At 45.8% G+C, this 25,765-nt stretch carries 23 protein-coding genes; 11 read left to right on the top strand and 12 right to left on the bottom strand.

Annotation, left to right across the window (positions count from 1 at the left end):
- Positions 1-74: 74 nt before the first annotated feature.
- The 3 genes from treB to gmhB form a co-directional block, all read right to left on the bottom strand.
- On the bottom strand, positions 75-1,499 hold the full coding sequence (gene treB / locus DBX26_RS03405) for a PTS trehalose transporter subunit IIBC (protein WP_118117863.1): 1,425 nt from the start codon (positions 1,497-1,499) through the stop codon (positions 75-77).
- A 191-nt stretch (positions 1,500-1,690) separates the two neighbouring features.
- Positions 1,691-2,644 carry a trehalose operon repressor TreR gene (gene treR / locus DBX26_RS03400; protein WP_065302047.1) on the bottom strand — a complete coding sequence of 318 codons (954 nt, stop codon included), beginning with the start codon at positions 2,642-2,644 and terminating at the stop codon, positions 1,691-1,693.
- A gap of 102 nt (positions 2,645-2,746) precedes the next feature.
- Positions 2,747-3,298 carry a D-glycero-beta-D-manno-heptose 1,7-bisphosphate 7-phosphatase gene (gene gmhB, locus DBX26_RS03395; RefSeq protein ID WP_014231036.1) on the bottom strand — a complete coding sequence of 184 codons (552 nt, stop codon included), beginning with the start codon at positions 3,296-3,298 and terminating at the stop codon, positions 2,747-2,749.
- 342 nt (positions 3,299-3,640) lie between these two features.
- On the opposite strand from gmhB, the gene metN reads away from it, so the two are divergent.
- From metN to DBX26_RS03380, 3 genes are read left to right on the top strand one after another with little or no spacing between them, the layout of a single operon-like run.
- On the top strand, positions 3,641-4,675 hold the full coding sequence (gene metN / locus DBX26_RS03390) for a methionine ABC transporter ATP-binding protein MetN (RefSeq protein WP_118117862.1): 1,035 nt from the start codon (positions 3,641-3,643) through the stop codon (positions 4,673-4,675).
- On the top strand, positions 4,665-5,342 hold the full coding sequence (locus tag DBX26_RS03385) for a methionine ABC transporter permease (RefSeq protein WP_014231034.1): 678 nt from the start codon (positions 4,665-4,667) through the stop codon (positions 5,340-5,342). The genes metN and DBX26_RS03385 overlap by 11 nt, the downstream gene beginning before the upstream one ends.
- Before the next feature lie 33 nt (positions 5,343-5,375).
- Positions 5,376-6,185, top strand: a complete 810-nt coding sequence (locus tag DBX26_RS03380; RefSeq protein WP_118117860.1) for a MetQ/NlpA family lipoprotein — start codon at positions 5,376-5,378, stop codon at positions 6,183-6,185.
- A 102-nt stretch (positions 6,186-6,287) separates the two neighbouring features.
- On the opposite strand, the gene DBX26_RS03375 is transcribed toward DBX26_RS03380, so the two are convergent.
- The gene (locus tag DBX26_RS03375) at positions 6,288-7,064 is read right to left on the bottom strand and encodes a Zn-ribbon-containing protein (protein ID WP_065296433.1); all 777 of its coding nucleotides are present in this window, start codon (positions 7,062-7,064) and stop codon (positions 6,288-6,290) included.
- A gap of 2 nt (positions 7,065-7,066) precedes the next feature.
- Positions 7,067-7,612 carry a SecY-interacting protein gene (gene syd / locus DBX26_RS03370; RefSeq protein ID WP_065302046.1) on the bottom strand — a complete coding sequence of 182 codons (546 nt, stop codon included), beginning with the start codon at positions 7,610-7,612 and terminating at the stop codon, positions 7,067-7,069.
- A 107-nt stretch (positions 7,613-7,719) separates the two neighbouring features.
- On the opposite strand from syd, the gene queF reads away from it, so the two are divergent.
- The 5 genes from queF to xni all read left to right on the top strand — a co-directional run bounded on the left by queF (position 7,720) and on the right by xni (position 15,042).
- The gene (queF, locus tag DBX26_RS03365) at positions 7,720-8,565 is read left to right on the top strand and encodes an NADPH-dependent 7-cyano-7-deazaguanine reductase QueF (protein WP_014231030.1); all 846 of its coding nucleotides are present in this window, start codon (positions 7,720-7,722) and stop codon (positions 8,563-8,565) included.
- Positions 8,566-8,673: 108 nt separating this feature from the next.
- Complete coding sequence (locus tag DBX26_RS03360) at positions 8,674-10,956, top strand: tetratricopeptide repeat protein (RefSeq protein WP_065296431.1); 2,283 nt, start codon at positions 8,674-8,676, stop codon at positions 10,954-10,956.
- 97 nt (positions 10,957-11,053) lie between these two features.
- Positions 11,054-12,619 (top strand): GGDEF domain-containing protein, encoded by a 1,566-nt coding sequence (locus tag DBX26_RS03355; RefSeq protein ID WP_118117858.1) that lies wholly within the window; start codon positions 11,054-11,056, stop codon positions 12,617-12,619.
- 205 nt (positions 12,620-12,824) lie between these two features.
- Complete coding sequence (gene ppnN / locus DBX26_RS03350; RefSeq protein WP_065299219.1) at positions 12,825-14,201, top strand: nucleotide 5'-monophosphate nucleosidase PpnN; 1,377 nt, start codon at positions 12,825-12,827, stop codon at positions 14,199-14,201.
- 58 nt (positions 14,202-14,259) lie between these two features.
- Positions 14,260-15,042: a flap endonuclease Xni gene (xni, locus tag DBX26_RS03345; protein WP_065299218.1), complete on the top strand. Its 783-nt coding sequence runs from the start codon at positions 14,260-14,262 to the stop codon at positions 15,040-15,042.
- Between the two features lie 68 nt (positions 15,043-15,110).
- Here xni and rlmM read toward each other — a convergent pair whose 3' ends face one another.
- From rlmM to pomA, 7 genes are all read right to left on the bottom strand, one after another.
- The gene (gene rlmM / locus DBX26_RS03340) at positions 15,111-16,202 is read right to left on the bottom strand and encodes a 23S rRNA (cytidine(2498)-2'-O)-methyltransferase RlmM (protein ID WP_020333708.1); all 1,092 of its coding nucleotides are present in this window, start codon (positions 16,200-16,202) and stop codon (positions 15,111-15,113) included.
- On the bottom strand, positions 16,199-16,597 hold the full coding sequence (locus tag DBX26_RS03335; protein WP_014231024.1) for a DUF423 domain-containing protein: 399 nt from the start codon (positions 16,595-16,597) through the stop codon (positions 16,199-16,201). Before DBX26_RS03335 ends, rlmM begins: the two co-directional genes overlap by 4 nt.
- Positions 16,587-17,210, bottom strand: a complete 624-nt coding sequence (locus DBX26_RS03330) for an alpha/beta fold hydrolase (protein ID WP_118117856.1) — start codon at positions 17,208-17,210, stop codon at positions 16,587-16,589. Before DBX26_RS03330 ends, DBX26_RS03335 begins: the two co-directional genes overlap by 11 nt.
- Positions 17,191-18,111: a transcriptional regulator GcvA gene (locus DBX26_RS03325; RefSeq protein ID WP_014231022.1), complete on the bottom strand. Its 921-nt coding sequence runs from the start codon at positions 18,109-18,111 to the stop codon at positions 17,191-17,193. The genes DBX26_RS03330 and DBX26_RS03325 overlap by 20 nt, the downstream gene beginning before the upstream one ends.
- Before the next feature lie 692 nt (positions 18,112-18,803).
- The gene (gene thiI / locus DBX26_RS03315; protein ID WP_118117855.1) at positions 18,804-20,252 is read right to left on the bottom strand and encodes a tRNA uracil 4-sulfurtransferase ThiI; all 1,449 of its coding nucleotides are present in this window, start codon (positions 20,250-20,252) and stop codon (positions 18,804-18,806) included.
- A 476-nt stretch (positions 20,253-20,728) separates the two neighbouring features.
- Positions 20,729-21,676: a flagellar motor protein MotB gene (locus DBX26_RS03310; protein ID WP_014231020.1), complete on the bottom strand. Its 948-nt coding sequence runs from the start codon at positions 21,674-21,676 to the stop codon at positions 20,729-20,731.
- Between the two features lie 14 nt (positions 21,677-21,690).
- On the bottom strand, positions 21,691-22,452 hold the full coding sequence (gene pomA / locus DBX26_RS03305) for a flagellar motor protein PomA (RefSeq protein ID WP_020333703.1): 762 nt from the start codon (positions 22,450-22,452) through the stop codon (positions 21,691-21,693).
- A gap of 259 nt (positions 22,453-22,711) precedes the next feature.
- Between pomA and xseB the strand changes: the two genes are divergently transcribed.
- Genes xseB through dxs form a run of 3 tightly spaced genes read left to right on the top strand, consistent with a single transcriptional unit; the run spans position 22,712 to position 25,746 of the window.
- Positions 22,712-22,954, top strand: a complete 243-nt coding sequence (xseB, locus tag DBX26_RS03300; protein WP_014231018.1) for an exodeoxyribonuclease VII small subunit — start codon at positions 22,712-22,714, stop codon at positions 22,952-22,954.
- Positions 22,955-22,975: 21 nt separating this feature from the next.
- A complete protein-coding gene (gene ispA / locus DBX26_RS03295; RefSeq protein WP_118117853.1) occupies positions 22,976-23,860 on the top strand; it encodes a (2E,6E)-farnesyl diphosphate synthase in 885 nt (294 codons plus the stop codon).
- Between the two features lie 20 nt (positions 23,861-23,880).
- Positions 23,881-25,746: a 1-deoxy-D-xylulose-5-phosphate synthase gene (gene dxs, locus DBX26_RS03290; RefSeq protein ID WP_118117851.1), complete on the top strand. Its 1,866-nt coding sequence runs from the start codon at positions 23,881-23,883 to the stop codon at positions 25,744-25,746.
- Positions 25,747-25,765: the final 19 nt, after the last annotated feature.

The raw sequence follows: 25,765 nt of genomic DNA, 5'->3' as shown, positions 1-25,765 counted from the left end.
CAGGAATGGCTGTTTTAAATTGGGAAACAAGCGATGGCATGACATTCTCCATTGCCATCGCTGATTTAAGTTTGTTATGCGTTTGCCGTTTCAAGTTCACCTTTCGCTTTTGCGCGCTTATAAAGAATCAGCGTCAAACCAGCTGGAACCACTATCGCCACCAACATTGCTAATGCGAACACACCCCAGAACTGAGGCTGAATAGATAAGATGCCCGGCAAACCACCCACACCGATACCGTTCGCCATTACGCCGGCGCTACCACAAACTGCCGCCGCACAAGCACTACCAATCATTGCGCTTAGCATTGGGAATTTGTATTTCAGGTTGATGCCGTACATTGCAGGCTCAGTCACACCCAGATAAGCAGAGATTGCCGCCGGAACGGAGATTTCACGCTCATCTTGTTTTTTACTGATGATAATGATGCCAACCACTGCTGATGCCTGAGCAATGTTTGAAAGTGCAATCAAAGGCCAGATTGGGGTGCCGCCAAGCTCTTGCATTAACTGTAAATCCACGGCGTTGGTGGTGTGGTGAATACCGGTGATAACCAATGGCGCGTACAAGAAACCGAAGACTGTCGAGCCAATGATGGCAAAGTCTCCCGTCATGGCAGCCTTGGCAGCGAATGCCACACCATTACCTAACATGCGGCCAAATGGACCGATGATAGAGTGTGCAAGAATCACCGAAATAATGATGGAAACAAATGGCACCACAACCAGATACAAGTAAGACGGAGTGATACGTTTAAGGTATTTTTCGATATACGCCAGTGCGATACCCGCGAGCATGGCAGGAATCACCTGTGCCTGATAACCCACTTTTTCAATCACAAACCAACCGAAATCCCACACTTCCGGTACTTGTTTACCAATCAAATAGGCGTTCATTAACTGCGGAGAGACCAGAGTCACACCGAGCGTGATCCCCAGAATCGGCGTACCACCGAGCTTTCTCACTGTTGACCAACAGACGCCAACAGGCAGGAAGAAGAAGATCGCTTCACCAATCAGCCATAGGAATGAATGGACTGTCGCCCAGAACTGACTGATTTCGGTCAGCGTTTGGCCATCAAACATCTTGATATCGCCAATCACATTACGGAAACCAAGAATCAGACCACCAGTGATGATAGCTGGTAGCAGAGGCACGAAGATTTCAGCAAGGTGAGAGATACCACGCTCAACGATGTTCATGTTCTGACGCGCGGCATTTTTCGATTCGTCTTTGCTGGCTTCGCTTTTACCCGTCATCTCGATCAGCACCTTGTACACTTCATCGACTTCAGTACCGATAACGACCTGGAATTGACCTGCGTTGGTAAAACAGCCTTTTACTATAGACAGAGCTTCTAACTGCTTGATGTCAGCTTGCTCAGTATTATTAAGTACAAAACGTAAACGAGTTAAGCAGTGACTCACACTTGCAATATTGTCTGGCCCACCGACCAGCTCAATAAGATGCTGTACATCTTGACGCGCAATCTTACTCATAACTTTGCCCACCCTGTATTGGATATGTTTAACTTTTCTTTGTATTTATTATTAGTGGGAACATTCCCACGAAGTGGTTTTATATTGCCACCTGAAGATAAAAAACAAAATGGGAACAGTCCCATTAATTGAAAAGGATCACAAACTAAGTCTAGAGCAGAACACTCATTATGCGACTATGGCATATATATCTAACCGTGGTGGCTGACAGGTTTCTGGGTGAAGTGGAGTAAAGAGTCATTGCCGCTCAACTGATTAATCAGCATGTTAGCGGCTTTTTTGCCTGCATGCGTATAACCAGGATCGACACTGAAGATATTCGGGAAAAGAAAAGAAAGGAGTTCATTGCCGCCCACGCCAGTGACGACAACATCTTCGCGCCCTAACTCTTGTAGACGTTTAATAACCCCAAGTGCAAGCGTGTCACTGGCACAAACAATGGCTTGGGTGTCTTGTTGTAATACGTGATCGACCAACTGATAAGCACTCTCATGGCTAAGAGCTCCGGTCTTAAAGCATGGCAGGATATTTCTGCTCTGGCACCACAACTGGTAAGCATTCAAACGGGCAAACCCCGTGGTTCTGTCATCAGAATCCACACCGATATAGGCAATACGAGAAAGCGATTGCTGCTCTAAGTGAGAAAGCGCCATATCGATAATGCCCTGGTTATCATAATTAATAGAGGAAACCTCATTCGTATCCATGGCAATCACCACAATACGACTGCCCCACTCAGCGAGGGCCTTCTCATCGCAACCTGTAAAACCAAATACAATCACGCCATCTACATTGCGACGTCTAAGAACCTCAAGATGCTCAATGGTTTTTTGGCGATCAAACTGGCTTTCCATGATCACCACATCATAACCAGCAGAATATAACTCACGAAGCATGGTGCCTACGGCTTGGTTTTCTGATGGTGAATCTAAACGAGAAATGATCACGCCCACCACCTTTTGACTTCCTCCACGCATCGACTGAGCGGATTTGGAAGGAACATAACCTGAATCACGAATGATTTTTTCAACCTTCTCACGCGTTTCTGGCTTTACCTTGGGATCGTTCGTGAGCACACGACTTACCGTCGACTTACCAACGCCAGCCAGTTTTGCGATATCAAGAATGGTGAGTTTTTTGTTCATAGGTGATCAAACTAAAGTGGGTAGAAACTTAGGTAAATGAACTTTAACAACAAATAGAGAAAAGGGAAGCCAGTGCTTCCCTCTAAAAATATAGCGATGATGTTATTTGTTTAAATATGCAGGAACGTCCGCAATGCTATCCAATACTACCGTCGCTAGCGCTTCACCCTGCTCAGTAATTGGTTTGCCGGTACGTACAAGAATCTTGGTCCCTACGCCAGCCGCTTCTGCTGCCATCATGTCTTCCGCTTTATCGCCAATCATGACCGACTTTTCCATGTCAATCTTCAGGAAGTCACGTGCAGAAATGAACATACCCGGCTTTGGCTTACGGCAGTCGCAATCTTGCTTGTATTCGCCAATCCCCTCTTCAGGGTGATGCGGGCAGTAATAGAAGCCGTCAAACTCAACGCCGTGATCAACAAAGTTCCAATCCATCCATTGAGTCAGAGATAAAAATCGGTCTTCACTGAATTTACCGCGTGCGATACCAGATTGATTCGTCACAAGAACCAACATGTAACCTTGGTCTTTCAGCGCTTTCGTCGCTTCAAACACACCGTCAATGTACTCAAAATCATGTTCGTCATGAACGTAACCATGATCGACGTTAATCACGCCATCACGGTCGATAAAAACAGCAGGTTTTGCCAAAACGTATTTCTCTATTAGCTCGGTTTAAGCAGATTATTACATACCTTATAAGCTTCAACACTATCTATTTAGATTGACATTGAGACAAATCAGCACGCTACGTCTCAAGAATCGTTGAATCTCGGGGGCTTTCATCTTATGTTCGAAAATACACCTCTGACAGAACCAAGTTCCGATATCAGAACGTTTGCACATTTAGACGTCTAGACGTAAAAATATCTATTGACTTAAATCTTCTTAACCCATAGCATCAACTGAAAATTGAGATAGAGCTCAAAATTAAGTTCTGTCAAAAGCCGTTTTTGACAACGAAGTTCCCCATATCTCTATGCAGGTTGAAACATGATAGAAATAGAAAACGTCAATAAAGTGTTCTACCAGGGCAGCAAAGAAATTCTGGCTCTGAAAGACATTAACCTACATATCGCCAAGGGCACCATCTTTGGGGTGATCGGCTCGTCAGGTGCTGGTAAAAGTACTCTGATTCGCTGTGTGAACATGTTAGAGGCTCCGACCTCTGGCTCCATCATCGTAGATGGCGTTGACCTGACCAAACTAAGCAAAACACAACTAGTAGAAACACGTCGTAACATCGGCATGATTTTCCAGCACTTTAACCTGCTGTCGTCTCGTACCGTTTTCGATAACGTTGCACTACCTCTTGAACTCGCAGGTAAAGATAAATCGCATATCAATGCGAAAGTCACTGAACTACTGAAACTAGTAGGATTAGAAGACAAACATGAAAGCTACCCAGCGAACTTAAGTGGCGGCCAAAAGCAGCGTGTAGCCATTGCTCGTGCATTAGCCTCTGCTCCAAGCGTTCTACTTTGTGACGAAGCCACCAGCGCATTGGATCCGGCAACGACTCAATCAATCCTTGAGTTATTAAAGAAGATCAACCGTAAACTCAACATCACTATTTTGCTGATCACTCATGAAATGGAAGTGGTTAAAAGCATCTGTCACGAAGTGGCGATCATCGGTGGTGGCGAACTGGTTGAGAAAGGCACCGTGGGTGAAATTTTTGCTCACCCGAAAACAGAACTGGCGCACGAGTTCATTCGCTCGACTCTGGATCTGTCTATTCCTGAAGATTACCAGGCTCGACTTCAATCAAGCCGTGTTGAGGGCAGCTACCCGCTAGTCCGTATGGAGTTCACTGGCGCAACGGTTGACGCTCCATTGATGTCTCAGATTTCACGCAAATACAATATTGATGTGAGTATCCTAAGTTCAGATCTTGATTACGCCGGTGGCGTGAAATTCGGCATGATGGTCGCTGAACTGTTTGGTAATGAACAAGATGACAACGCAGCAATCGAATACCTGCGTGAACACAACGTGAAAGTAGAGGTACTTGGTTATGTCCTTTAATACGGCTTCTGAATGGCTGAGCCTAAATAGCAATCTACTTCTTGGGGCAACCTGGGAAACGGTATACATGGTTGCAGTTGCGGGTATTGTCGGCTTTGCTATTGGTATTCCTTTAGGCGTTATTTTGCACATCACTAAAAAAGGTGGTCTGCTAGAGAATACTAAGCTTAATAGCATTCTAGGCGCGATTGTTAACGTGGGCCGTTCTGTGCCATTCCTTGTACTGATGGTTGCGATTATCCCAGTGACTAAAATGCTGGTCGGCACCTTTATTGGTACAACCGCAGCAATCGTACCGCTCACCATTGGTGCCATTCCGTTTGTTGCGCGCCTTATCGAAGGTGCTCTACTTGAGGTACCAACTGGCTTAGTTGAAGCGGCACAATCTATGGGCGCAACACCTGTACAAATCATTACAAAAGTTCTGCTACCTGAAGCAATGCCGACTATTGTTAACTCAGTGACAATTACACTCGTAACCTTGGTCAGCTACTCTGCAATGGCAGGTACCGTTGGCGGCGGTGGTCTGGGCGACGTTGCAATCCGTTACGGTTTCCACCGTTACGATGTGACAATCATGGCTGTTACCGTCGTCATGCTCATTGTTCTAGTACAAATTATTCAGTCTATCGGCGACGCAGTGGTACGCCGCGTGGATCACAGATAAGCATCAAATTACATAAATTATAAGGAGATACCGATGAAATTTAGCCTTAAAGGTCTTTTGACTGTCATAACAGCCGCTTCTGCTCTAGCACTTACGGGTTGTGGTGATAAAGAAGTTGATGTGAACAAAGTAAAAGTGGGTGTTATTGCTGGCGCTGAAGCACAGGTTGCGGAAGTTGCAGCTAAAATCGCAAAAGAGAAGTACAACCTAGACGTTGAGCTGGTGACTTTTACTGATTACGTTACACCAAACGCAGCGCTAGACGACGGTTCAGTTGACGCTAACGCATTCCAACACAAGCCATACCTTGATCAACAGATTAAAGACCGTGGCTACAAACTGGCTATCGCAGGTAACACATTCGTTTACCCAATCGCTGGTTACTCAAAGCAAGTTAAATCTGTTGATGAAATCCAAGATGGCGCGCGTATCGCAGTACCAAACGACCCAACTAACCTAGGTCGCGCACTGATCCTTCTACAACAACAAGGTTTGATTGAACTACGTGACGGCGTTGGTCTGCTTGCAACGGTACGTGACATCGTTGGCAACCCTAAAAACATCGAAATCATCGAACTTGAAGCGCCACAACTTCCACGTTCACTAGACGATGTAACGCTATCTATCATCAACACAACATACGCAAGCTCTATCGATCTGTCTCCAGAGCGTGACGGTGTGTTCGTTGAAGACAAAGAATCTCCATACGTAAACCTAGTTGTAGCACGTGAAGAGAACGTTAACGCTGAGAACGTACAAAACTTCGTTAAAGCTTACCAAACTGAAGAAGTTTACGAAGCAGCGAAAGAGCTATTCAAAGGCGGCGTTGTAAAAGGCTGGTAATATCACCCGTCTTAGCAAACATCTCTGCTGACCATTGCAAAAAGGGCTGATGTGAAAACATCAGCCCTTTTTCTTTGCTATTCGGCAGGAGATACAAACCTGTTACTTGAGATGGTCCCAAGAGATATTCGAAACAATTCTGCAGTCATCGCACTTAAAGTAGAAGATGTCATGCAAGGGCTCGTCTAATAGCCAGTCACCACCACACTTAGGACACTTACGCGCTTTTTCACTTTCAAGTGACTGGCCACCAACGCGGTATTGGTAGTAGTAGGTTGGAATTTTAGTGATGTATTCAATACGGCCACGTAAATCCCAACCACGGCGAAACAGGACACTGTCAGCATCACATATCTCGTGCAGCGCGGCATGCTCAGCACGGCATCCGCCCGCCATTTGGATTTCATCACACGCTTGCCATTCCGTTTGCCACTTAATGACCGCTTTATGGTCACCGTTTAGTGTTGGATCATTGCGGTACAAAGGGATTGGTAATAAGGTTTCACCGCTTCGCAGTGGCGAACAAGTATGTACGTAAGTGGTATAAAGCACCTGCCAGCTTGGTGTCTCATCTTCTGCTGCTTGTTCAGAGTTCAGATCACGACCAAGCAAGCGCATTTTCGGCGCGAGCAAAGAGGCTTCCGACAAACGATTCATACACACTTTGACAAAGTCTGAATGGTAACGCGGGTGTAGGCTGTCCTGCTCCGGGCAAACCACACGTACAAAAAACTCGCCATCGCCCATCACAATAGGAAACTCACGACCAAGTACCTGGCCGTTATAACGCAGTGCGTCCATTAACCCATTAATCGCCTTATCAACCGCGCTTACGGTAGTGTTATCAAAACACTCAAACTGCAATTCAACAACGTACATGTTTACACCGCAGCTTCTAAATTGGTCAGGAACTCACTGACATTATCGGCAAGAACATCACGCTGAGAAGTACCCAGACGCTCAAGAATGACATTGCCCGTCAAGTTACAGATAGAAATAACATCCAGCTCTGCGTCTGTTGCAGCAATAAAAACGGTTGGTTTAAGCTTGAGACGACGCTGAGTCACCAGATGACCAAGAATATTTTCTTGCAGACGATCAAAATCATCATCGCTCCACACCTGCAACAATGTCAGTTCGTTACCCTTCCAGGTCGCTTCCATGTCTGCGCTGTATTGCGAACCATAAAAAGCTTTAATGTCATCATGCAACGTCAGTTCAATCGCATTTTCCACGTTGGTGAAATCCGCATGCTCTTCACGCAGACACGCTTTCCATAAGACCGCCCCATCTCGTTTCTCTTCAACACATGGAGATACAAGATCAGCAAGCTCTTCACTGCGTGGCAATTCATTGTGCTTATTTTGCCAAGCTTGTTGATAGCGTAGGCTAAAATCTTGTAGCGCCTGAGTAACGGTTTGGGTCATGAAGGTCTCCTATTCCTTGTTTATCTGCCTGCAATATTTGCCAGATAGCAATTAATCAGCGGATTCAGTAAAATTCTCTCCATTCTAATCGAAAACGACCACAAAGTATGAGCAAATATTCCAACGCTAAAGAGCTTGCAGGGCTGACTCTGGGTAAAAAGACCGAGTACGCGAACCAATATGACGCGAGCTTGCTGCAACCTGTGCCGCGTAGCCTTAACCGCGATGACCTTGAATTAGGTGAAGCGCTGCCGTTTATGGGTCATGACATCTGGACCTTGTATGAACTGTCGTGGCTCAATAGCAAAGGCCTGCCACAAGTGGCCGTTGCAGAAGTGTACATTCCTGCGACCAGCGCTAACTTAATTGAGTCCAAGTCATTTAAGCTGTACCTGAACAGTTACAACCAAACCCGTTTTGCAAGTTGGCAAGACGTGACCGAGCGTTTAGTACAGGATCTTTCGGCTTGCGCTGGTGAACAAGTCATCGTTGAAGTAAATCCGGTTACTCATTACACCAATCAGCCTATCGTCACGATGGACGGTGAATGTATTGATGATCAAGACATCGAAATCAACAGCTACGATTTTGATGCATCCTTACTGGAAGGCGCTGCTGGTGAAGAGCAAGTCGAAGAGACGCTACATAGCCACTTGCTGAAATCAAACTGCCTGATCACCAACCAGCCAGACTGGGGCAGCGTTGAAATTCGCTATCAGGGTGCGAAGCTAGACCGTGAGAAGCTGCTGCGCTACCTCGTTTCTTTCCGTGAGCACAATGAGTTTCATGAGCAATGTGTCGAGCGTATTTTCACTGACCTGATGAAATATTGTCACCCAAGCAAACTGACCGTGTTTGCTCGCTATACTCGCCGTGGTGGTTTGGATATCAACCCTTACCGCTCCACCGAGAACGCCAAGCCAGAGCACAACCACCGCATGGCTCGTCAGTAATTATTCAGTGGTAAAAACAAGTTCGGCAATCTATTGGATTGCCGAACGTTTTTAATACCTAAGCATGGTATTATCAAAAAATCTAAACCAGTTCGAGGGAACGAAAGGATGTTTTGGGACAGATCGCGTCTATTCAAATTGATTGGCTTTTTCTGCTTACTGCTGGCACAGCCGCTTCACGCGACCATTTTATCTTCAACTTTACTTAATGAAGCCCAACAACTGGCGGAAATCGATCCCTCACAAGCAAGACAAGCAGCAACCAACTACCTTTTGCAGCGAGAGTTGATAGAACGCAGTGAAAGTGATGGTCCTTCTGCCATGTCCCGTGAAGAAACCGACCGTAGCATCCGAACCCCAAACAGCACCATCGAAGCACATAAAATTATTGCCCAAGCAAACTTCGCTTTGGGGGATGTCAGTGCAGCAATCAAAAGCCTCAATGAAGCGCAAACTCTGGCACAAAAATACGAGCTTCCATACCTGTATCTGGATGTGCAACTGATCCGAAACCAGATGATCTGGACTGGAAATAAAAATTACGCTGCTGCGGAAGAAGCTCTGGACCAAATAGAGAATACGCTTAATCAAGAGGATGCCGTTTTACAGCGTGCTGATAGCATTCGTTATCGCTTGGTCATGCAACGTGCGCTTTTAGCGTCCTATCGTGGTGATAGTGTCAAAGCAGAAAGTTATTATGCCGAAGCAAAAGAGATGCTGGAACAAACTCGCTCCAGCTTGGCACTCATCGATTACTACACCACGGTTGGCGAGTTTTACCTCAACGAGAAAAAATACAACCTTGCGCTTTCTGAGCTTTTATACGGTTACTGGCAATCGATTGAAAGCGATAGTGGTGCCCGACTGGCCAAGGTAAACCGATTACTGGCAAGACTATTCCAAGAACGACGCGTATACGATAAAGCGGTCGAGTACTTATCTCAGGCTGCAGACTTTTACGACTCTTACCCAAATTCACCAATCCTGGCGGATGTGCTTGAGCAGATGGGTGACATTTACTTTTATCAGGGCAAATTTAACTTGGCACTGGTCCACTACTTCAATGTATTGGATCACGAGAGCACGAGTAAAAGTATCAACCGTATGATCAATATTCGTCTGAGCCTTGCCGCGACTTACCTTCAACTCTATAACTACGCTCTGGCGGGGCAATATCTGGATAGCTCGACTGAACTGCTCGAGTATGCCGACATTCCAGCGCTTAAGGCCAAAGCTGCCCTACTTCACTCTGGCCTTGCTTATCATCAGAATGACAGTAAAAGCGTAATTGAAAACGCGCAAAAAGCGCTCATGTTCATTGATGCGACGGCTACAGGAAATAACTTTATCAAGCAGCAGTCTTACCGTTATCTTGGACTCGGTTATGAACAAGCCGGTGAATACCAGCTTTCGCTACAGGCGTATAAAAAATACACCAACTTAGTAAAACTAGAACAGGTGCAGTTAAACCAGATCAGCGAAGATGCATTCCGTCAGCAAAAAGAGTTCGCAGAGCAGACTATTCACTATGTAGGACTAACTGAACGCTTGGCACAAGTCGAAGGAGAGCACCGTAAATTCCAAAAAATCTCTTTCGCTCTATTTATTACCGTCTTAGTGATGTTTTTGTTCATCATGCGCCGTGGCGTCATCATTCAGCGCCAGTCAGGTCAGATAGATAAACTACGAAATGACCTGTTCACCCACTCACGCTCTCGCCTGAATAACTTGCGCATGTTGAATGTAAAACTGTCGCGCTCTTTGAAGAAATCGAGTGACACCTTCGAACAGTGGCAGCTTGGTGAGTTAATCCACGAGCCTCTCAATGACCGTCTGCGCTTTGTGATGATCGACCTGCCTTTCTTACGCAGTATGTACGTTCAAAATGGTTACAAAGCAGGGCTGGAGTTAGAGCGAGCGTTTGGTGAGTTCCTGGCAGAAAAGATCAAAAAGCCCGCTCGTTTGTATCACTTCTCAGATGCGAACTTGCTTTACATCGAACCCAACGCTGATAGAGATGCGTCAGCAGAAATGATGTTTGATAAGTTTCAGGCTTGGGTGGATGACTTTGCGAATCAGCATAATGTTAATCGTACTATTCGCATGGGAATCAGTGACTACCCGTTCCTGCCACGAGCCTACACGGCAATTAATGATGCAGAGCTGCTGGATTTACTCCTACTCGCAACGCATATTGCGCGAGAAATCAGCTTGCAAGATAAACAAAGCCATTGGGTATTCCTCAAAGCCATTGATAACGCGCCAGCAGCAAGCTTTGCAACCGGCGACATAAGAAAAGCGTGTCAGCACGCTATCAATCAAGGGTTAATCAAGATTCACTCTTCATACAAGAATGAGGATGACATCAAGAAAATATTAAAAAATGGATAATTAAGCGCCACTTAGGATTAATAACTGATGACGCTATAAGGTTTTTTGTTATTATCAAGTGACCGTCATCTCACATGGATTTAAACGTAGTCGTTTCATGGGAATCTTGGAATCCGATATTCAGGCACAGCTGCATCAGTTAAGTTGTCAACTTGATCAACTTAAACTGACACATCGCGATAGTTCGCTGAAGTTTAAACGTGAGCAACAAATCCTTAAACGCGTTCTGGCGTCTTTGTCGTCTGCATGTCCCGGTTCTGATGCGCAACTATCCAGCTACTTATCAGAAATTCAGCAAGAGCTACAGCATAAAACGGATATCAGTGCGTTAATCCCTCGTTTGGCGATATTAGAGAGAAAGCTTAAACAGCAATCCAGAGCCATGGAAAAACAGAGCGACCATCTCGACGAACAAATCAAACGTAGTGGTGAAACGCTGCAACGAGTGACCGGTTTACCCGCCCAACTAAAGCGCGAACTGCGTAATCTGATGAGCTTTTCTGAAGCGAACTCTGTGACCAATGTCGATCAAGCGACCAAACTGCTCAGTATTTATGAACGTGCGCTGAAAATCATCGCTTCTAACTCACGTTTGCATTTAACTGAGTTTGAGAATACTCCAGAGAAGTCTCAGCTTGAGTCTCTTGCGAGCGATCTGCAGCACACCATTACGGAACTGGATTTTGAGGGTGAGTGTGGCGAAAAACTACTCGATATCCGCGCTAAGCTCCTGATGGGAGTGAATGCAGAGTCTTTAGTGGAACTAACCCTAGTAACGTTAAAGTTAGTGGTAGAAGCCACTAAATTTGAACGAGAAACCTCCAGTCAATTTCTCGACCAACTCAATACAGCCCTTGCAAGTAACCTGAAAACCATCCATCAAAACGCCGATCAGCATCAAACCTATTTTGAGCACCGTCACGAGCTAAACTCGGAAATGAATAACTTGGTTGAGCGCAGTCAACGCTCATTGAATCAAGCTCAGGATTTATCCGAGCTCAAGAAAGAGATGGCACCACTGCTGGCTAAAATGGCGTCACTGTCAGAACGTTTGGAGATGACGGAAGCTCGTGAACAAGCATTGCAAGAGCGAATGACTTACAGCAAAAACCAGCTGGAAGCCGTCTTTGAAACCACACAAGACTACCGCCGCCGCTTGGATGACCAAACTCAGCGCCTGCTGCTTGATCCATTGACTAAGGTATACAACCGCACCGCATTTAACGATCGCCTCGAACTGGAATACCGACGCTGGGTACGTTCTCAAAGAAACTTACGTCTGGTCATGTTTGATGTCGACAACTTTAAAGCCGTAAACGATAGCTATGGCTATACCGCCGGCGACAAAGCACTCAAAATCATTGCCCGTACCATCAGTAAACGAGTCTCCGAATTAGAGACGGTTGCTCGCTTCGGCGGAGAAGAGTTTATCTTGCTTATTCCGGAGCAGTCGGAAGAGTACACATTAGAATTAATGAAAAGCATCCAGCGTGAAATCGGCCAGCTGCCGTTTAAGTTCCGAGAGCAAAGCATCATGATCACCCTAACCGCGGTTTCTACTTCATTTAGAGAGTCTGACTCTCCGGAGCAGGTACTCGGTCGTCTCGGAAAAATGGTACGCGAAACTAAAAAGCTTGGAAAAAACCAACTCAACTGGAGCTAAATCGTTCAAAATATAAGCAAACAAACAGATTTCATCCCTTAAGTTTACTTATATCCACCATTTTTCAACGAGTTATCACATTTCTTCCATTCCAGTCTGCTAAGCTTCAATTATCCAGCCTTCCAATCACCACTCACAAACGACACGTATAAACCAAAGGTGATGGAGTACTTTACCTCAAATATAATCACAACAAGGAGGCGCTATGATTACCCATATCAGCCCCGCAGGTAGCATGGATTTGCTATCCCAACTGGAAGTTGAGCGTTTAAAAAAGACCGCATCGAGTGATCTTTACCAACTTTACCGAAACTGTACATTAGCGGTCTTGAACTCAGGCAGCCATACCGATAACTCAAAAGAGCTGCTAGACCGATACCAATCCTTTGATGTTGATGTGCTTCGCCGTGAACGTGGCATCAAATTAGAGTTGACCGATCCACCAGAGCACGCTTTTGTCGATGGTGAAATGATTAAGGGGATACAGGAGCATCTGTTTTCAGTCTTACGCGATATCGTGTATGTGAATATGCACCTGGCTGATAGCCAACGTTTAAACCTGACGAATCCTGTTCATATTACTAACCTGGTATTTGGTATCTTACGCAATGCCAGAGCACTTACGCCCGGAATCGCCCCTAATCTGGTGGTTTGCTGGGGTGGACACTCTATCAACGCAGTAGAGTATCAATACACCCGAGAAGTGGGTAACGAGTTAGGCCTACGAGAACTGAATATTTGTACCGGTTGTGGACCCGGTGCGATGGAAGGCCCAATGAAAGGGGCAGCCATCGGCCATGCTAAACAGCGTTATACCGACCAGCGCTACTTAGGCCTGACCGAGCCGTCTATCATCGCGGCTGAACCGCCAAATCCGATCGTGAATGAATTGGTGATCATGCCAGACATTGAAAAACGTCTGGAAGCCTTTGTCCGTATGGCACATGGCATTGTGATATTTCCGGGTGGTCCTGGAACCGCAGAGGAGCTGCTCTACATTCTGGGTATTATGATGCACCCAGAAAATGCCGATCAACCAATGCCAATCGTACTGACTGGTCCTAAGGAAAGTGAGGACTACTTCCTTGCGATCGATGAATTTATTCGTGACACGCTTGGAGAAGAAGGTCGTAAACATTACCAGATCGTGATTGATAATCCGTCAGAAGTTGCCCGGATTATGAAGCGCGGCATGGATGATGTTCGCACACATAGAAAAGAAAAAGGCGATGCCTACAGTTTCAACTGGTCACTAAAAATCGAGCCGCACTTCCAGTTACCATTTGAGCCAAATCATGACGCAATGGAGCAATTGGATCTGCATATGGATCAGGAACCTCAAGTTCTCGCAGCAAACTTACGTCAGGCGTTTTCAGGCATTGTTGCAGGTAACGTGAAAGCGGAAGGCATTAAAGAAATCGAAGCTAAAGGTCCGTTCACCATCCATGGCGAACCCATACTGATGAAGAAGCTCGACAAATTACTGCAAGACTTCGTCGATCAACATCGGATGAAATTACCTGGTGGTACCGATTATGAACCTTGCTACCGAATCGCTCATCCTGAAAATGATGGTCGATAGTCAGGCTAGCATTCGTTACACTAGGGGCATTACGCCCCTTTTTTATTGCTAAGTCATTATGTCTATTCATCTTGTTATTATTGATGCCCTAAATCTGATCCGTCGAGTGCACTCCGCTCAACCCGATCCCACTGACATAGCAAGAACCATTACCACTACCCAAAGAACGCTGACTCGGATCCTGTCTGAGGCGCAGCCAACCCATATCATTGCGGTATTTGATCATCATGAGCAAGACCGAGGTTGGCGTGCCGAGATACTGCCGGACTACAAACAAAACCGTAAGCCAATGCCGGAGCCGTTAATGCAGGGCCTCGATGCGATTCAGCAAGCTTGGTGGGAACAAGGTATTGACTCATTGTTGTCTGACGGCGATGAAGCCGATGACTTAGTAGCAACACTGGCAACCAAAGTCGCTGGGCATGGAGAAAAGGTCACCATTGTTTCGACCGACAAAGGCTACTGCCAACTGCTTTCTCCGACATTACAAATCCGTGATTACTTCCAGCACCGTTGGTTAGATGAGCCATTCATTGAAAAAGAGTTTGGGGTTAAACCAAGTCAGTTGGCTGATTACTGGGGGCTGGCTGGCATCAGCTCTAGTCAGGTTCCGGGCATTCCGGGTATCGGACCTAAAGCCGCAAAAGAAATTCTGACCCAATTCGACGATATTGAAGCAGCTTACGCCAGTGACGAATTAGTACCAAAGTATCGAAAAAAACTGGACGAGCATATCGAGTCGGCCCGCCTATGTAAGAAGATCGCAGCACTAAAATGCGATATTGAGCTTGGCTTCAATCTGCAAGATATTCGCTTTACCGGGCCAAACAAAGCCGAATAAAATTGTTCCAGCCAATAAAAAAGCTCCTGAAAATAGGAGCTTTTTTAATATCTGTTCAACTCGCTTAATTAGTATGGCGAGATGTTCGATAAGCACTGGATGTGAATGGTGATCTCTTCACGGTCATGGTACAGGTGCTTAGCTTGCAGCTTGAACTTCACCTTGTTCTCAATCAGGAACATTTTCAGGTTTTCAAGATCTTGCAAAACCTCGTCATAACGACCTTTCATTGGCAGCTTGAGGTTAAAGATGGCTTCTTTTGCCCAACCTTTTAGTAACCACTGTCCCATAAGATGTGCCACGCGCGCCGGTTTCTCAACCATGTCACATACAATCCAAGTGACATTCTTGCGGTCTGGTTCAAACTTAAAGCCATCCACCATGTGGTGTTTGATCTGGCCAGTTTCCATCAGACTGTCTGCCATCATGCCATTATCAACACAGTGCACAAACATCGAACGCTTCACCAGTTGGTAAGTCCAGCCACCCGGACACGCACCTAAGTCTACACCCCACATGCCCGGAGCCAAACGCTCATCCCACTCTTCACGTGGAATAAATACATGGAAGGCTTCTTCAAGCTTTAACGTTGAACGGCTTGGTGCATCTGCTGGGAACTTCAGACGAGGAATCCCCATGAAGAATTGTGAGTTATTACCCGGGAATGAGTAACCCACGTAACAATGACCCGGTGCAACAAAGCAAATATGTAATACTGGCTTCTTAGCGTTGTCTTTATCCCACATCAGGCCTTTTCCACGCATAGCCTGACGCATCGGCACAGTAAACTTACGGCAGAATTTCAGTAACTCTTTCGCTTCATTGGTGTCCGGCGTTTCAATACGCAGATCACCACAACGAGGGAAGTCTTCGACTTCAGACAACGCCTCAAGAATTGGACTGATACGATCTTCGCTTGGCAATGATTCACATTCGGCTGCAACAGCAAACATTTGGCGAGCAAAGATCAACGAACTGAAGTCGAGACCTTTTACCAGTTTGTCTGCGTCTCCATCCTGGTAACACTCGAAGACAACATAACCTGAGTTTTTCTTCACACGAGGGAAGCCGTACACTTCCAACTGTGTCGCTTTGTCCTGAATTTCACCAGCACACTCTTTCTCAAAGCCTGAACGGCAATAGAGCATTAGTTGTTTCACTTGGAGACCTCTTTGATATTAAACGCAGCAAAAAAGAACAAACACCAGCCGATCATGAACATCAATCCTCCCAGCGGAGTAATCGGTCCAAACCATTTAATGCCTGTCAGCGCCAGCGCGTATAGACTGCCGCTAAAACAAAAGATGCCGATGATAAAGCAAATTGCAGCGATGAAAAAATACTTTTGCGCTTTTTGTTCTAAATTCACCAACAGTAGAATGGCACAAAATGCGATCGCTAAAGTATGGATGAACTGATACAGCACACCCGTTTGAAATACATCAAGAAGATACGGCGCAAGTGTCGCTTTTAAACCGTGGGCAGCGAATGCCCCTAGCGCAACAGAAACTAACCCAGACAAACCCGTAAAGGAGAGTAACCACTTACTTTTCACTGTACACCTCGTTAATAAAACGCGCTAAGTGTTCAACCGCTAAAGCAATATTGCCCTCTTCGGTATACCCCGAGCGCTTGCGTGGTTTAAAACTGTGGTCACCATCTGGTACAAAAGTGACTGACACCTGCTCAGATAACGTGAAGTTTTCAAACTCTTCACGCTTTCCAAAGGTATCCCGCTCGCCTTGTAGAATCAGTGTTGGTTTCTCAAGCGTTGCCAGATGTTCACCTTTGTAGTTTTCTGGCTTGCCCGGTGGGTGAAAAGGAAAACCTAAACAGGCAATGCCCGCCACCAGCGTATTTTCAGCCAACAAACTCGACATACGCCCGCCCATAGATTTACCGCCAATTACAACTGGTGTACTCGCAAAGTGAGTGATCACTTCTTCGTAGGCTTCGATCAGCTTTGGCGCACGATCTGGCGGACGCTTTTTGCCATCTTCGGCACGTTTCATCATGTAAGGGAAATTAAATCGGACGACACGAATGCCCTGTTCGACTAATCCTTTAGCAACTGCGGCCATGAAGTCGTGCTCCATCCCTGCCCCAGCGCCATGGGCAAAAATAAATAACGGTCCGCTTTCCGGCCCCTCAACTATCCACTGGCTCATCCAATACTTCCTCTTGTTCTTTTCTCGCTGTTGCAAGCATCCAGTCACGGAACGTTGCGATACGCCCCATGTCCGCTTGCTGCTCATGACAAACCACGTAGAACGCATTCTTCGATATCAACACCTCATCAAATGGTGCGATAAGTCGTCCTGCTTCCATTTCTGGCTGAGCTAACACGTTATTTCCTAGCGCAACACCTTGTCCATGCACAGCCGCCTGTAACACCATTGTTGAATGGCTAAAAATAGGGCCATGATTTACATTGATGCCTTCGATGTTGTAGTGGCGAGTAAACTGCTTCCAATCTTTACGCGAAGTATCATGTAACAAAGTGTGTAATCTAAGGTCATTGAGAGATTCTAACGGCTTCGTCCCCAATAGTAATGAAGGCGAACAAAGCGGAATCAAAAATTCTTGATACAACTTGTCTGCACGTAAACCAGGCCAGTTACCACGTCCGTAATAGATAGCGACATCGACGTCGTCGGTCAGTGAGCCTTCATCCATGTCTACCGCTTTAATCCTGACATCAATGTCTGGCTCCTGAGCGTTAAAGTCGGCCAACCGTGGCACGAGCCACTGAATAGCAAAACTTGGCGGCAAACTGATCGTCAAAGCACCTTTTTCACTGCGTTCCAATACTTTATCGGTCGCTTCTGCAATAGAAGTAAAAATATCCTTGATGTCTAAAAAGTAACTTTGACCTTCTTCCGTGAGTAGCAAAGAGCGGTTTCTGCGGCGAAATAGCTTGAGTGATAGAAACTCTTCCAGCGCTTTGATCTGGTGACTCACTGCAGCTTGGGTGACGAAAAGCTCTTCGGCCGCACGAGTAAAACTAAGATGACGTGCTGCTGCTTCAAATACTCGAAGAGAATTCAAAGGAGGCAATCTGCGAGACATAAGGAACCTCAAATAGGATTAGTTTTTTTTATCTGAAACATTATAAAATCTCCGTTGCCGAACAGCCAGATAAATTCTATATTTCACCCCGCAACACGGGCCTGAACGGCTTGATTTCTCTATAAATCAATTGGCTTCGTTGTTGCGATGTTGTGTTTGCAAACTCGTTTTTCGAGTTAGGTAGATTTCTACCAAAATGTTTTGTCTACTATCCCTGGGACAAAACAATACTTCCTGTATTTATTTTTGACCTGTCTGTCAAATTTCTTACACCGCCTGTTTAGGCGGTGTTTTTTTATCTGAATTATCTAAGTTTAACAAAATAACAAACTAATCCATAAAATAATGTCAGTTTGATTCACTGCCGGGTCAACTCAACCTTGCAAGGCTGCCTTAGTGACACTTCAACTATCCCCACAGCGTCATTACACTAACTAGCATTGTGATAGATACTGAACAACCTAGCATCTCTACTACCTAGATAAAAATCTCTCGACTTCATCCTTGGAATAGAGCTCATCGTTTTTCGCTCTGTTCGGATTAATTAACGTTATATCAGTAGTCATCATAAAGATTGCGAGTCACTTCAATTTAACGACTCGGAAACCTTTCCAAAGACTGAATAAAAGACATAAAAAAACGCAAACTGATCACTCAGTTTGCGTTTAGAAAGTCTTCTTGATTTCGCCTTACTATGGGCGATAAACCTTCACGTTGTTAAAGCCCTGCTCTTGCAAGTAAAGCGCTTGCAGTCGGCTCATCACACCACGGTCACAGTACAACAGGTAAGTCTTAGCTTGGTCCAAGTCACCAAATTGCGTACCCAGCTTGTAGAACGGGATGTGTTTGATATCAACGCCGTCAATTTCTAGAGGGTTATCGTCTTCCTCTTCAGGGCTACGGATATCAAGAACAATCGCATGTTCTTCAACAGCCTGAACCTGTTCGACTTCTGGTGCCGCTTTTTCAGATTCTTTCGCGATATCACGAATATCCATAACACGCGCTTCTTTCACCACATTTTCCAAAATGGTGAAATCAAAATTCGCTTCTTCCGCTTCCAGCTTCGCTTTGACTGCTTTAACTGTCGGCTTCTTAGAAATGACACCACAGTATTCAGGCATCGTCTTCGCGAAGTCTTCAGTACCAATTTCACGCGCAAGGTTGATGATGTCTTCTTTGTCCCAGTTAATCAGAGGACGCAGAATCAGAGTGTCTGTCACGTTATCAATGTGGCGAAGGTTAGTTAGCGTTTGGCTAGAAACCTGACCCAATGCTTCACCTGTTACCAGAGCTTCAATCTTGAATTTCTGAGCAACCATACCTGCGGCACGCATGAACATACGCTTCAGAATGACGCCCATTTGGCCATCATCTACTTTCTCAAGAATCTCAGCCACAACAGGTTCGAAATCAATCGAGATAAAGCGAACTTTTGCTGAAGAACCGTACTTATTCCATAGGTAGTAAGAAACCTGTTTAACACCGATTTCGTGCGCAGGACCACCTAAGTTAAAGAAGCAGTAATGTACTTTTGAGCCACGCTTAATGTGCAGGTAGCTTGATACGCCTGAGTCAAAACCACCCGAGATCAGGCTTAACACATCTTCTTGTGTACCTAGCGGGAAACCACCAAGACCTTTATGACGCGCAAGAACCTGGTTCAGTTTGTCACCCGACACTTCAACCTTCACGGTTACGTCTGGGTTGCGCAGTTTCACGCTCGCGCTTTCGACAGCTTGGTTCAAACCACCACCAACGTAACGTTCCAACTCAATCGAGGTAAAGTCATGTTTACCACGACGCTTAGCGCGAACCACGAAGGTTTTGTTTTCAATCAGAGGACGGCTTAGCTCAAGCACTTGCTCAAAGATATCGTGCAGATCTTTAAACTCAGACTGCTTTACTTCCAGCACATGGTGAATGCCCGGAGTGTGAGTCAGAATTTCTAGCACTTCCGCGTAGTATTTGTTGCTCTCAGAGGTCACTTCAATGTGATCGCGACGGTTAAATACTGCGACAGATTCCGTACGGCTCTTGACGATATTACGAATGTTACACTCTAAAATCTTTGTGAAGCGCTTACGCACAGATTCACTTTTTACAAAAATTTCTGGATGGGGCTTTACAATAAATTTCATAGTCTTGTTCGCAGGTTAGTTTCGCAATCAACAGAGAGTGATACTCAACTTCGATACTTCATACGCAGCAAAACCACGTCTTGGTCACAAAAGATTGTCTGAGCTCACTTCAAAGGCGCAAGATTATATACCCAAATAGCCTCAAGATGCTAGGTTCAGCGAGATTGACTTGGTTCTCAGGCGCGGCAACGATTTGAAGATCTAGTGGTTCTAAATCAAAAAGCGTTAACAAAGTCTGTGGACCTAGTCAGCTCGCCCTTCGGGAGCGTGTCACGGACACAATTTCTGTGTCAAATAACTAGGAAAGAGCTCGCTATTCCACTGCGTTATTTTCCTTGAACTTGAGTCAGTGACAACGCTCTGAAACCTGTATCTTGAAGCCATTTGGGTATACATCCAAGCGGATTGGAAAGACAAAAAAAGCGAGCAATCTGCTCGCTTTCTTATCTCTCTGCTGACTTTAAACCCAAGCCGAGTTATTGAATAACTGGCACTTCATCGCTGTAGAGTGGTTCACCCTGCATAATACTGATTTCCACACGACGGTTAAGGGCACGATTATCATCGGAGTCATTTGGAACCAGCGGTTCAGTGTCAGCCATTCCTCGCACTCGTAAACGTTGATGAGAAAACCCTCTCACCTTCTCCATCTCCTGCGCGACAGAGACTGCACGCTGAGAGGAGAGATCCCAGTTAGAGCGGTACAGTTCAGAATCCAACACCTGGTTATCAGTGTGGCCAGAGATTCTCACTATGCCAGGCACGTCTTTAACCAGTTCAGCAATCTGGCGTACCAAAGGACGGAATTTAGGCTGTAAGAACGCGGAACCTTCTGGGAAAGCGCCCTTTTCACGCATACGAATAACGATCTGTTGACCTAAGTTTTCGACTTCGATAGCCCCCTGATCGATCTCTCGCTCTAGCGCTTTCTTGATGCTCTCCATCAAGGTTTCCATCTCTTGCGACATCATTTGCGACTGCTGCTGTTGCACGTCAGATTCTGCCGCCTGGTTGTCTCTTGTCGATGTCTCCGGTGACTGGCCACCGGTTAATTTTCCTTGGTCACGCTTACTTCCACCTGAACGATCCGATTCACCTTCATGGAATTCCAATGTTTGCTGCGTGATGTCCATGGTTTGCTGCATAATCACGTCGATCGGCGTTGGTTCTGGACGTCCCGGTCTGAACTCCTGAGCAATAATGCTGGTTCCTTTTGGGATATCTTTTACTTCGAGCTGACTTTGTACACCAAAGGCGAATTTCATTGAGCCTGCAATCTGCTTAAATTTGAGCACATCCATCTCTGAGAACGAGAGTAGCAGTACAAAGAAGCACATCAATAGTGACATTAAGTCAGCAAATGTCCCCATCCACAAGGGAAGCCCAGGTGGCGGACAATCACATTTATTATCTTCATCATCCATCACAACGCTCCTGATTACTCACCTATCTCTAGGGCGCGCTTGCCTTCATTGAGATAGTTCTTCAGGTAACTGTCGATGACTCGCGGGTTCTGACCGTCCTGTATGGCGAGAACACCATCCATAATAAGACGACGATTCAACGTTTCTTGGTCACGTCGTAAAGAGAGTTTGTCAGCTATCGGGAAAAACACCATGTTGGATAAGATAGCGCCATAAAGCGTGGTCAAAAGCGCAACGGCCATCGCGGGTCCAATGGATTTAGGGTCATCCATATTCGAAAGCATTGCTACCAGACCCACTAACGTACCAATCATTCCCATCGCTGGCGTAACATCACCAAATGCACGGAATACGCCAGTACCTTGTGTGTGTCGCTCACCAGTCAGCGCAATATCTTTTTTTAAAGCAGCACGAACAACGTCAGCATCGTGACCATCCACCAACAGGTCGATGCCTTTTTGCATAAAGCTGTTATTTATTTCCATCTCTTCTAATGCGAGAAAGCCACCTTTACGTGCCGCATCAGCCATCTCTACAATTTTCGCAATCAAGTCTTCTGGCTCGTCCGCCTTGAAAAGAAATGCTTTACCCGCAATTTTTGCCGCCCCAAAGAACTGCCCGATGGTGAACTTCATCAGCACGACAAAGGTAGAGCCGCCAACAACGATAAGGATTGATGTCACATCGACGAACATACCGATGCTGCCACCGAGCACCATCGCCATCACAACGAATGCAATACCGCCTATCAAACCTATTAGGGTTGCTAAATCCACAAAGCACTCCTCTCGCTCTTTTTATCTATTGCTAACGAATTACTCCTTGTATCGACAACTTGCGGAGAACTTTTAGAAAAATCTTAGCTAGCAGATCACAAATTGATACCAGTAATCTTTAGTAAAATGGGTACTTTCGTCGCTTAGACACATTTAGAGCCAATTTTGTGACAATTATGTAAGGTTAAATTTGACCAAGTTACTAGGCTAAGGTAACTTTCGTGCATCTTATGAGAGGCTGAATTAAGGCAGAGAAGAGATGGCGGTTAAGAAACCAGAAAACATGACCTTCGAAGCAACCATTGAAGAGCTTGATAGCTTGGTTGATCAATTAGAAAATGGCGATCTTGCTCTAGATGATGCCTTACGTAAATTTGAACGAGGTATTGCCTTAGCTCGTGCTGGCCAAACAAAGCTAAGCGACGCTGAACAACGCGTAAGTATTCTTCTCAGCGAAGATGATGAAGCACCACTGAGTGACTTCAATCCAGATTCAGAATAATTATTAGTAGTGAGCGATGTGATGCAACAGACATTGACTTCTTTCCAACAAAGAAACAATCAACAATTAAACTTGTGGCTAGAACAGCTTCCTTATCAAGAACTTCCATTGATTGATGCAATGAAATATGGCCTTTTGCTAGGCGGGAAACGCGTTCGCCCTTTTCTTGTTTACATCACAGGCCAAATGTTCGGTTGTAAACCTGAAGATCTGGACACACCAGCCGCAGCGATTGAATGCATTCACGCTTACTCACTTATTCATGATGACCTGCCAGCGATGGATGACGATGAGTTACGCCGTGGTCAACCGACTTGCCATATTAAGTTCGATGAAGCGACCGCAATACTGACTGGTGACGCTCTACAAACGCTCGCCTTTACTATTTTGGCAGATGGTTCTTTAAATCCAGAAGCTGAAAGCCAGCGTATCAATATGATAAAAGCTCTGGCTCATTCGTCTGGCTCTAACGGCATGTGTGTCGGACAAGCACTGGATTTAAGTGCAGAGAATCGTCAAATTTCTCTCGAAGAAATGGAAGAAATCCATCGTAAAAAGACCGGAGCCCTAATTGACTGTGCGGTTAAATTAGGCGCTTTGGCCGCTGGTGATAAGGGTATCGCAGTTTTACCTCATTTAGAGCGCTATTCGAAAGCAATTGGTTTGGCGTTTCAGGTTCAAGACGATATTCTTGATATCATTAGTGACACAGAAACATTGGGTAAGCCTCAGGGTTCTGATCAAGAACTCAATAAGAGCACTTACCCTTCCCTGCTGGGTTTAGAGGGAGCGATAGAGAAAGCTCACTCTCTGTTACAGGAAGCACTTCAAGCATTGGAAGCTATCCCATACAATACTCAGTTACTTGAAGAGTTCGCCCGATATGTCATCGAGCGCAAAAATTAACACTATAAGCGCGCATTTATATGACTCTTGATATTTCAAAGTACCCAACACTGGCGTTAGCAAATACACCGGAAGAGTTGCGTCTTCTTCCTAAAGAAACATTACCTGCTCTGTGTGATGAGCTTCGAACGTATCTGCTAAATTCAGTGAGCCAATCAAGCGGACACTTAGCGTCTGGCTTAGGCACAGTAGAGCTCACAGTTGCCCTGCATTATGTATATAACACACCAGTAGACCAGTTAATCTGGGATGTTGGTCATCAGGCTTACCCACATAAAATCCTGACCGGACGTCGTGACAAAATGCCGACCATCCGTCAGAAAGGTGGGCTTCACCCATTCCCTTGGCGCTCAGAGAGCGAATACGACACGCTGTCGGTTGGTCACTCTTCCACTTCAATCAGTGCTGGACTTGGCATGGCCATCAGTGCACAGAAAGAAGGTAAAGGGCGTAAGGTCGTGAGTGTTATTGGTGACGGCGCCATTACCGCGGGTATGGCATTCGAAGCAATGAACCACGCTGGCGATGTTCATCCAGATATGCTGGTGATTCTGAACGATAACGAAATGTCGATTTCAGAAAACGTTGGTGCGCTAAACAACCACTTAGCGAAATTACTGTCTGGTAGCCTGTATACGTCGATTCGCGAAGGCGGTAAAAAAGTGCTTTCTGGCGTTCCGCCGATCAAAGAGCTGGTTCGTCGTACAGAAGAACACCTCAAAGGCATGGTCGTCCCTGGCACACTATTCGAAGAGTTCGGATTTAACTACATCGGCCCAATTGATGGGCATGATGTCAATGAACTGGTTCAGACTCTGAAGAACATGCGTGAGTTGAAAGGCCCTCAATTCCTGCACATCATGACCAAAAAAGGCAAAGGTTATGAGCCAGCAGAGAAAGACCCTATCGGTTACCATGCTGTACCAAAGTTCGCACCATCAAATAACAGCTTGCCAAAGAGCAGCGGTGGTAAACCAACGTTCTCAAAGATCTTTGGTGACTTCCTATGCGATATGGCCGCGCAAGATCCTAAGCTGATGGCGATTACGCCAGCAATGCGTGAAGGTTCTGGCATGGTGCGTTTCTCGAAAGAGTTCCCAGAACAATATTTCGATGTTGCTATCGCTGAGCAGCATGCAGTGACGCTCGCTACCGGTATGGCGATTGCTGGCAATAACCCAATCGTTGCCATTTACTCGACCTTCTTACAACGCGGTTATGATCAGCTCATCCACGACATCGCAATTATGGATTTGCCAGTCATGTTCGCTATCGACCGAGCAGGTTTGGTTGGTGCTGATGGTCAGACTCACCAAGGTGCGTTTGACTTGAGCTTTATGCGCTGCATTCCAAACATGGTGATCATGGCACCAAGCGACGAGAATGAATGTCGTCAAATGCTATACACTGGTCACAAGCACACGGGTCCGAGCGCAGTTCGTTACCCTCGTGGAAACGGTATGGGAACCGACATCGAAAGTGAATTTACCGCACTTGAGATCGGTAAAGGCCGAATTGTACGTCAAGGCGAAAAAGTCGCGATCCTGAGCTTTGGTACCTTCCTGGGGAATGCGTTAGAAGCCGCTGAAAACCTTAATGCAACGGTTGCTGACATGCGCTTTGTTAAGCCACTAGATGAAACGTTGATTCGTCAGCTAGCGAGCGAACACGATGTACTCGTGACACTGGAAGAGAATGCGATTGCTGGCGGTGCCGGTGCAGGTGTTCTTGAATTCATGATGAAAGAAAAAATCATCAAGCCAGTACTCAACCTTGGCTTACCTGATAAGTTTGTTCATCAAGGCACTCAGGATGAGCTGCATGAAGAGCTTGGTCTGGATGCGAAAGGAATTGAACAATCCATCAACGATTATCTGGCGAAGTAATCTTCACTAACGTGAACCT

This window comes from Vibrio sp. dhg, assembly GCF_003443775.1.
Classification (GTDB): Bacteria; Pseudomonadota; Gammaproteobacteria; order Enterobacterales; family Vibrionaceae; genus Vibrio; species Vibrio natriegens.
This window is presented reverse-complemented; position numbering and strand designations above follow the sequence as displayed.

Bases quoted from the DNA above. Each gene is read 5' to 3' on its own strand.
- metN (WP_118117862.1), top strand. From the start codon at position 3,641: ATGATAGAAATAGAAAACGTCAATAAAGTGTTCTACCAGGGCAGCAAA.
- dxs (WP_118117851.1), top strand. From the start codon at position 23,881: ATGACTCTTGATATTTCAAAGTACCCAACACTGGCGTTAGCAAATACA.
- DBX26_RS03325 (WP_014231022.1), bottom strand. From the start codon at position 18,111: ATGTCTCGCAGATTGCCTCCTTTGAATTCTCTTCGAGTATTTGAAGCA.
- DBX26_RS03360 (WP_065296431.1), top strand. From the start codon at position 8,674: ATGTTTTGGGACAGATCGCGTCTATTCAAATTGATTGGCTTTTTCTGC.
- queF (WP_014231030.1), top strand. From the start codon at position 7,720: ATGAGCAAATATTCCAACGCTAAAGAGCTTGCAGGGCTGACTCTGGGT.
- treB (WP_118117863.1), bottom strand. From the start codon at position 1,499: ATGAGTAAGATTGCGCGTCAAGATGTACAGCATCTTATTGAGCTGGTC.
- DBX26_RS03385 (WP_014231034.1), top strand. From the start codon at position 4,665: ATGTCCTTTAATACGGCTTCTGAATGGCTGAGCCTAAATAGCAATCTA.
- xni (WP_065299218.1), top strand. From the start codon at position 14,260: ATGTCTATTCATCTTGTTATTATTGATGCCCTAAATCTGATCCGTCGA.
- ispA (WP_118117853.1), top strand. From the start codon at position 22,976: ATGCAACAGACATTGACTTCTTTCCAACAAAGAAACAATCAACAATTA.
- DBX26_RS03310 (WP_014231020.1), bottom strand. From the start codon at position 21,676: ATGGATGATGAAGATAATAAATGTGATTGTCCGCCACCTGGGCTTCCC.
- DBX26_RS03355 (WP_118117858.1), top strand. From the start codon at position 11,054: ATGGGAATCTTGGAATCCGATATTCAGGCACAGCTGCATCAGTTAAGT.
- DBX26_RS03380 (WP_118117860.1), top strand. From the start codon at position 5,376: ATGAAATTTAGCCTTAAAGGTCTTTTGACTGTCATAACAGCCGCTTCT.
- thiI (WP_118117855.1), bottom strand. From the start codon at position 20,252: ATGAAATTTATTGTAAAGCCCCATCCAGAAATTTTTGTAAAAAGTGAA.
- treR (WP_065302047.1), bottom strand. From the start codon at position 2,644: ATGAACAAAAAACTCACCATTCTTGATATCGCAAAACTGGCTGGCGTT.
- syd (WP_065302046.1), bottom strand. From the start codon at position 7,612: ATGACCCAAACCGTTACTCAGGCGCTACAAGATTTTAGCCTACGCTAT.
- ppnN (WP_065299219.1), top strand. From the start codon at position 12,825: ATGATTACCCATATCAGCCCCGCAGGTAGCATGGATTTGCTATCCCAA.
- DBX26_RS03375 (WP_065296433.1), bottom strand. From the start codon at position 7,064: ATGTACGTTGTTGAATTGCAGTTTGAGTGTTTTGATAACACTACCGTA.
- DBX26_RS03330 (WP_118117856.1), bottom strand. From the start codon at position 17,210: ATGAGCCAGTGGATAGTTGAGGGGCCGGAAAGCGGACCGTTATTTATT.
- xseB (WP_014231018.1), top strand. From the start codon at position 22,712: ATGGCGGTTAAGAAACCAGAAAACATGACCTTCGAAGCAACCATTGAA.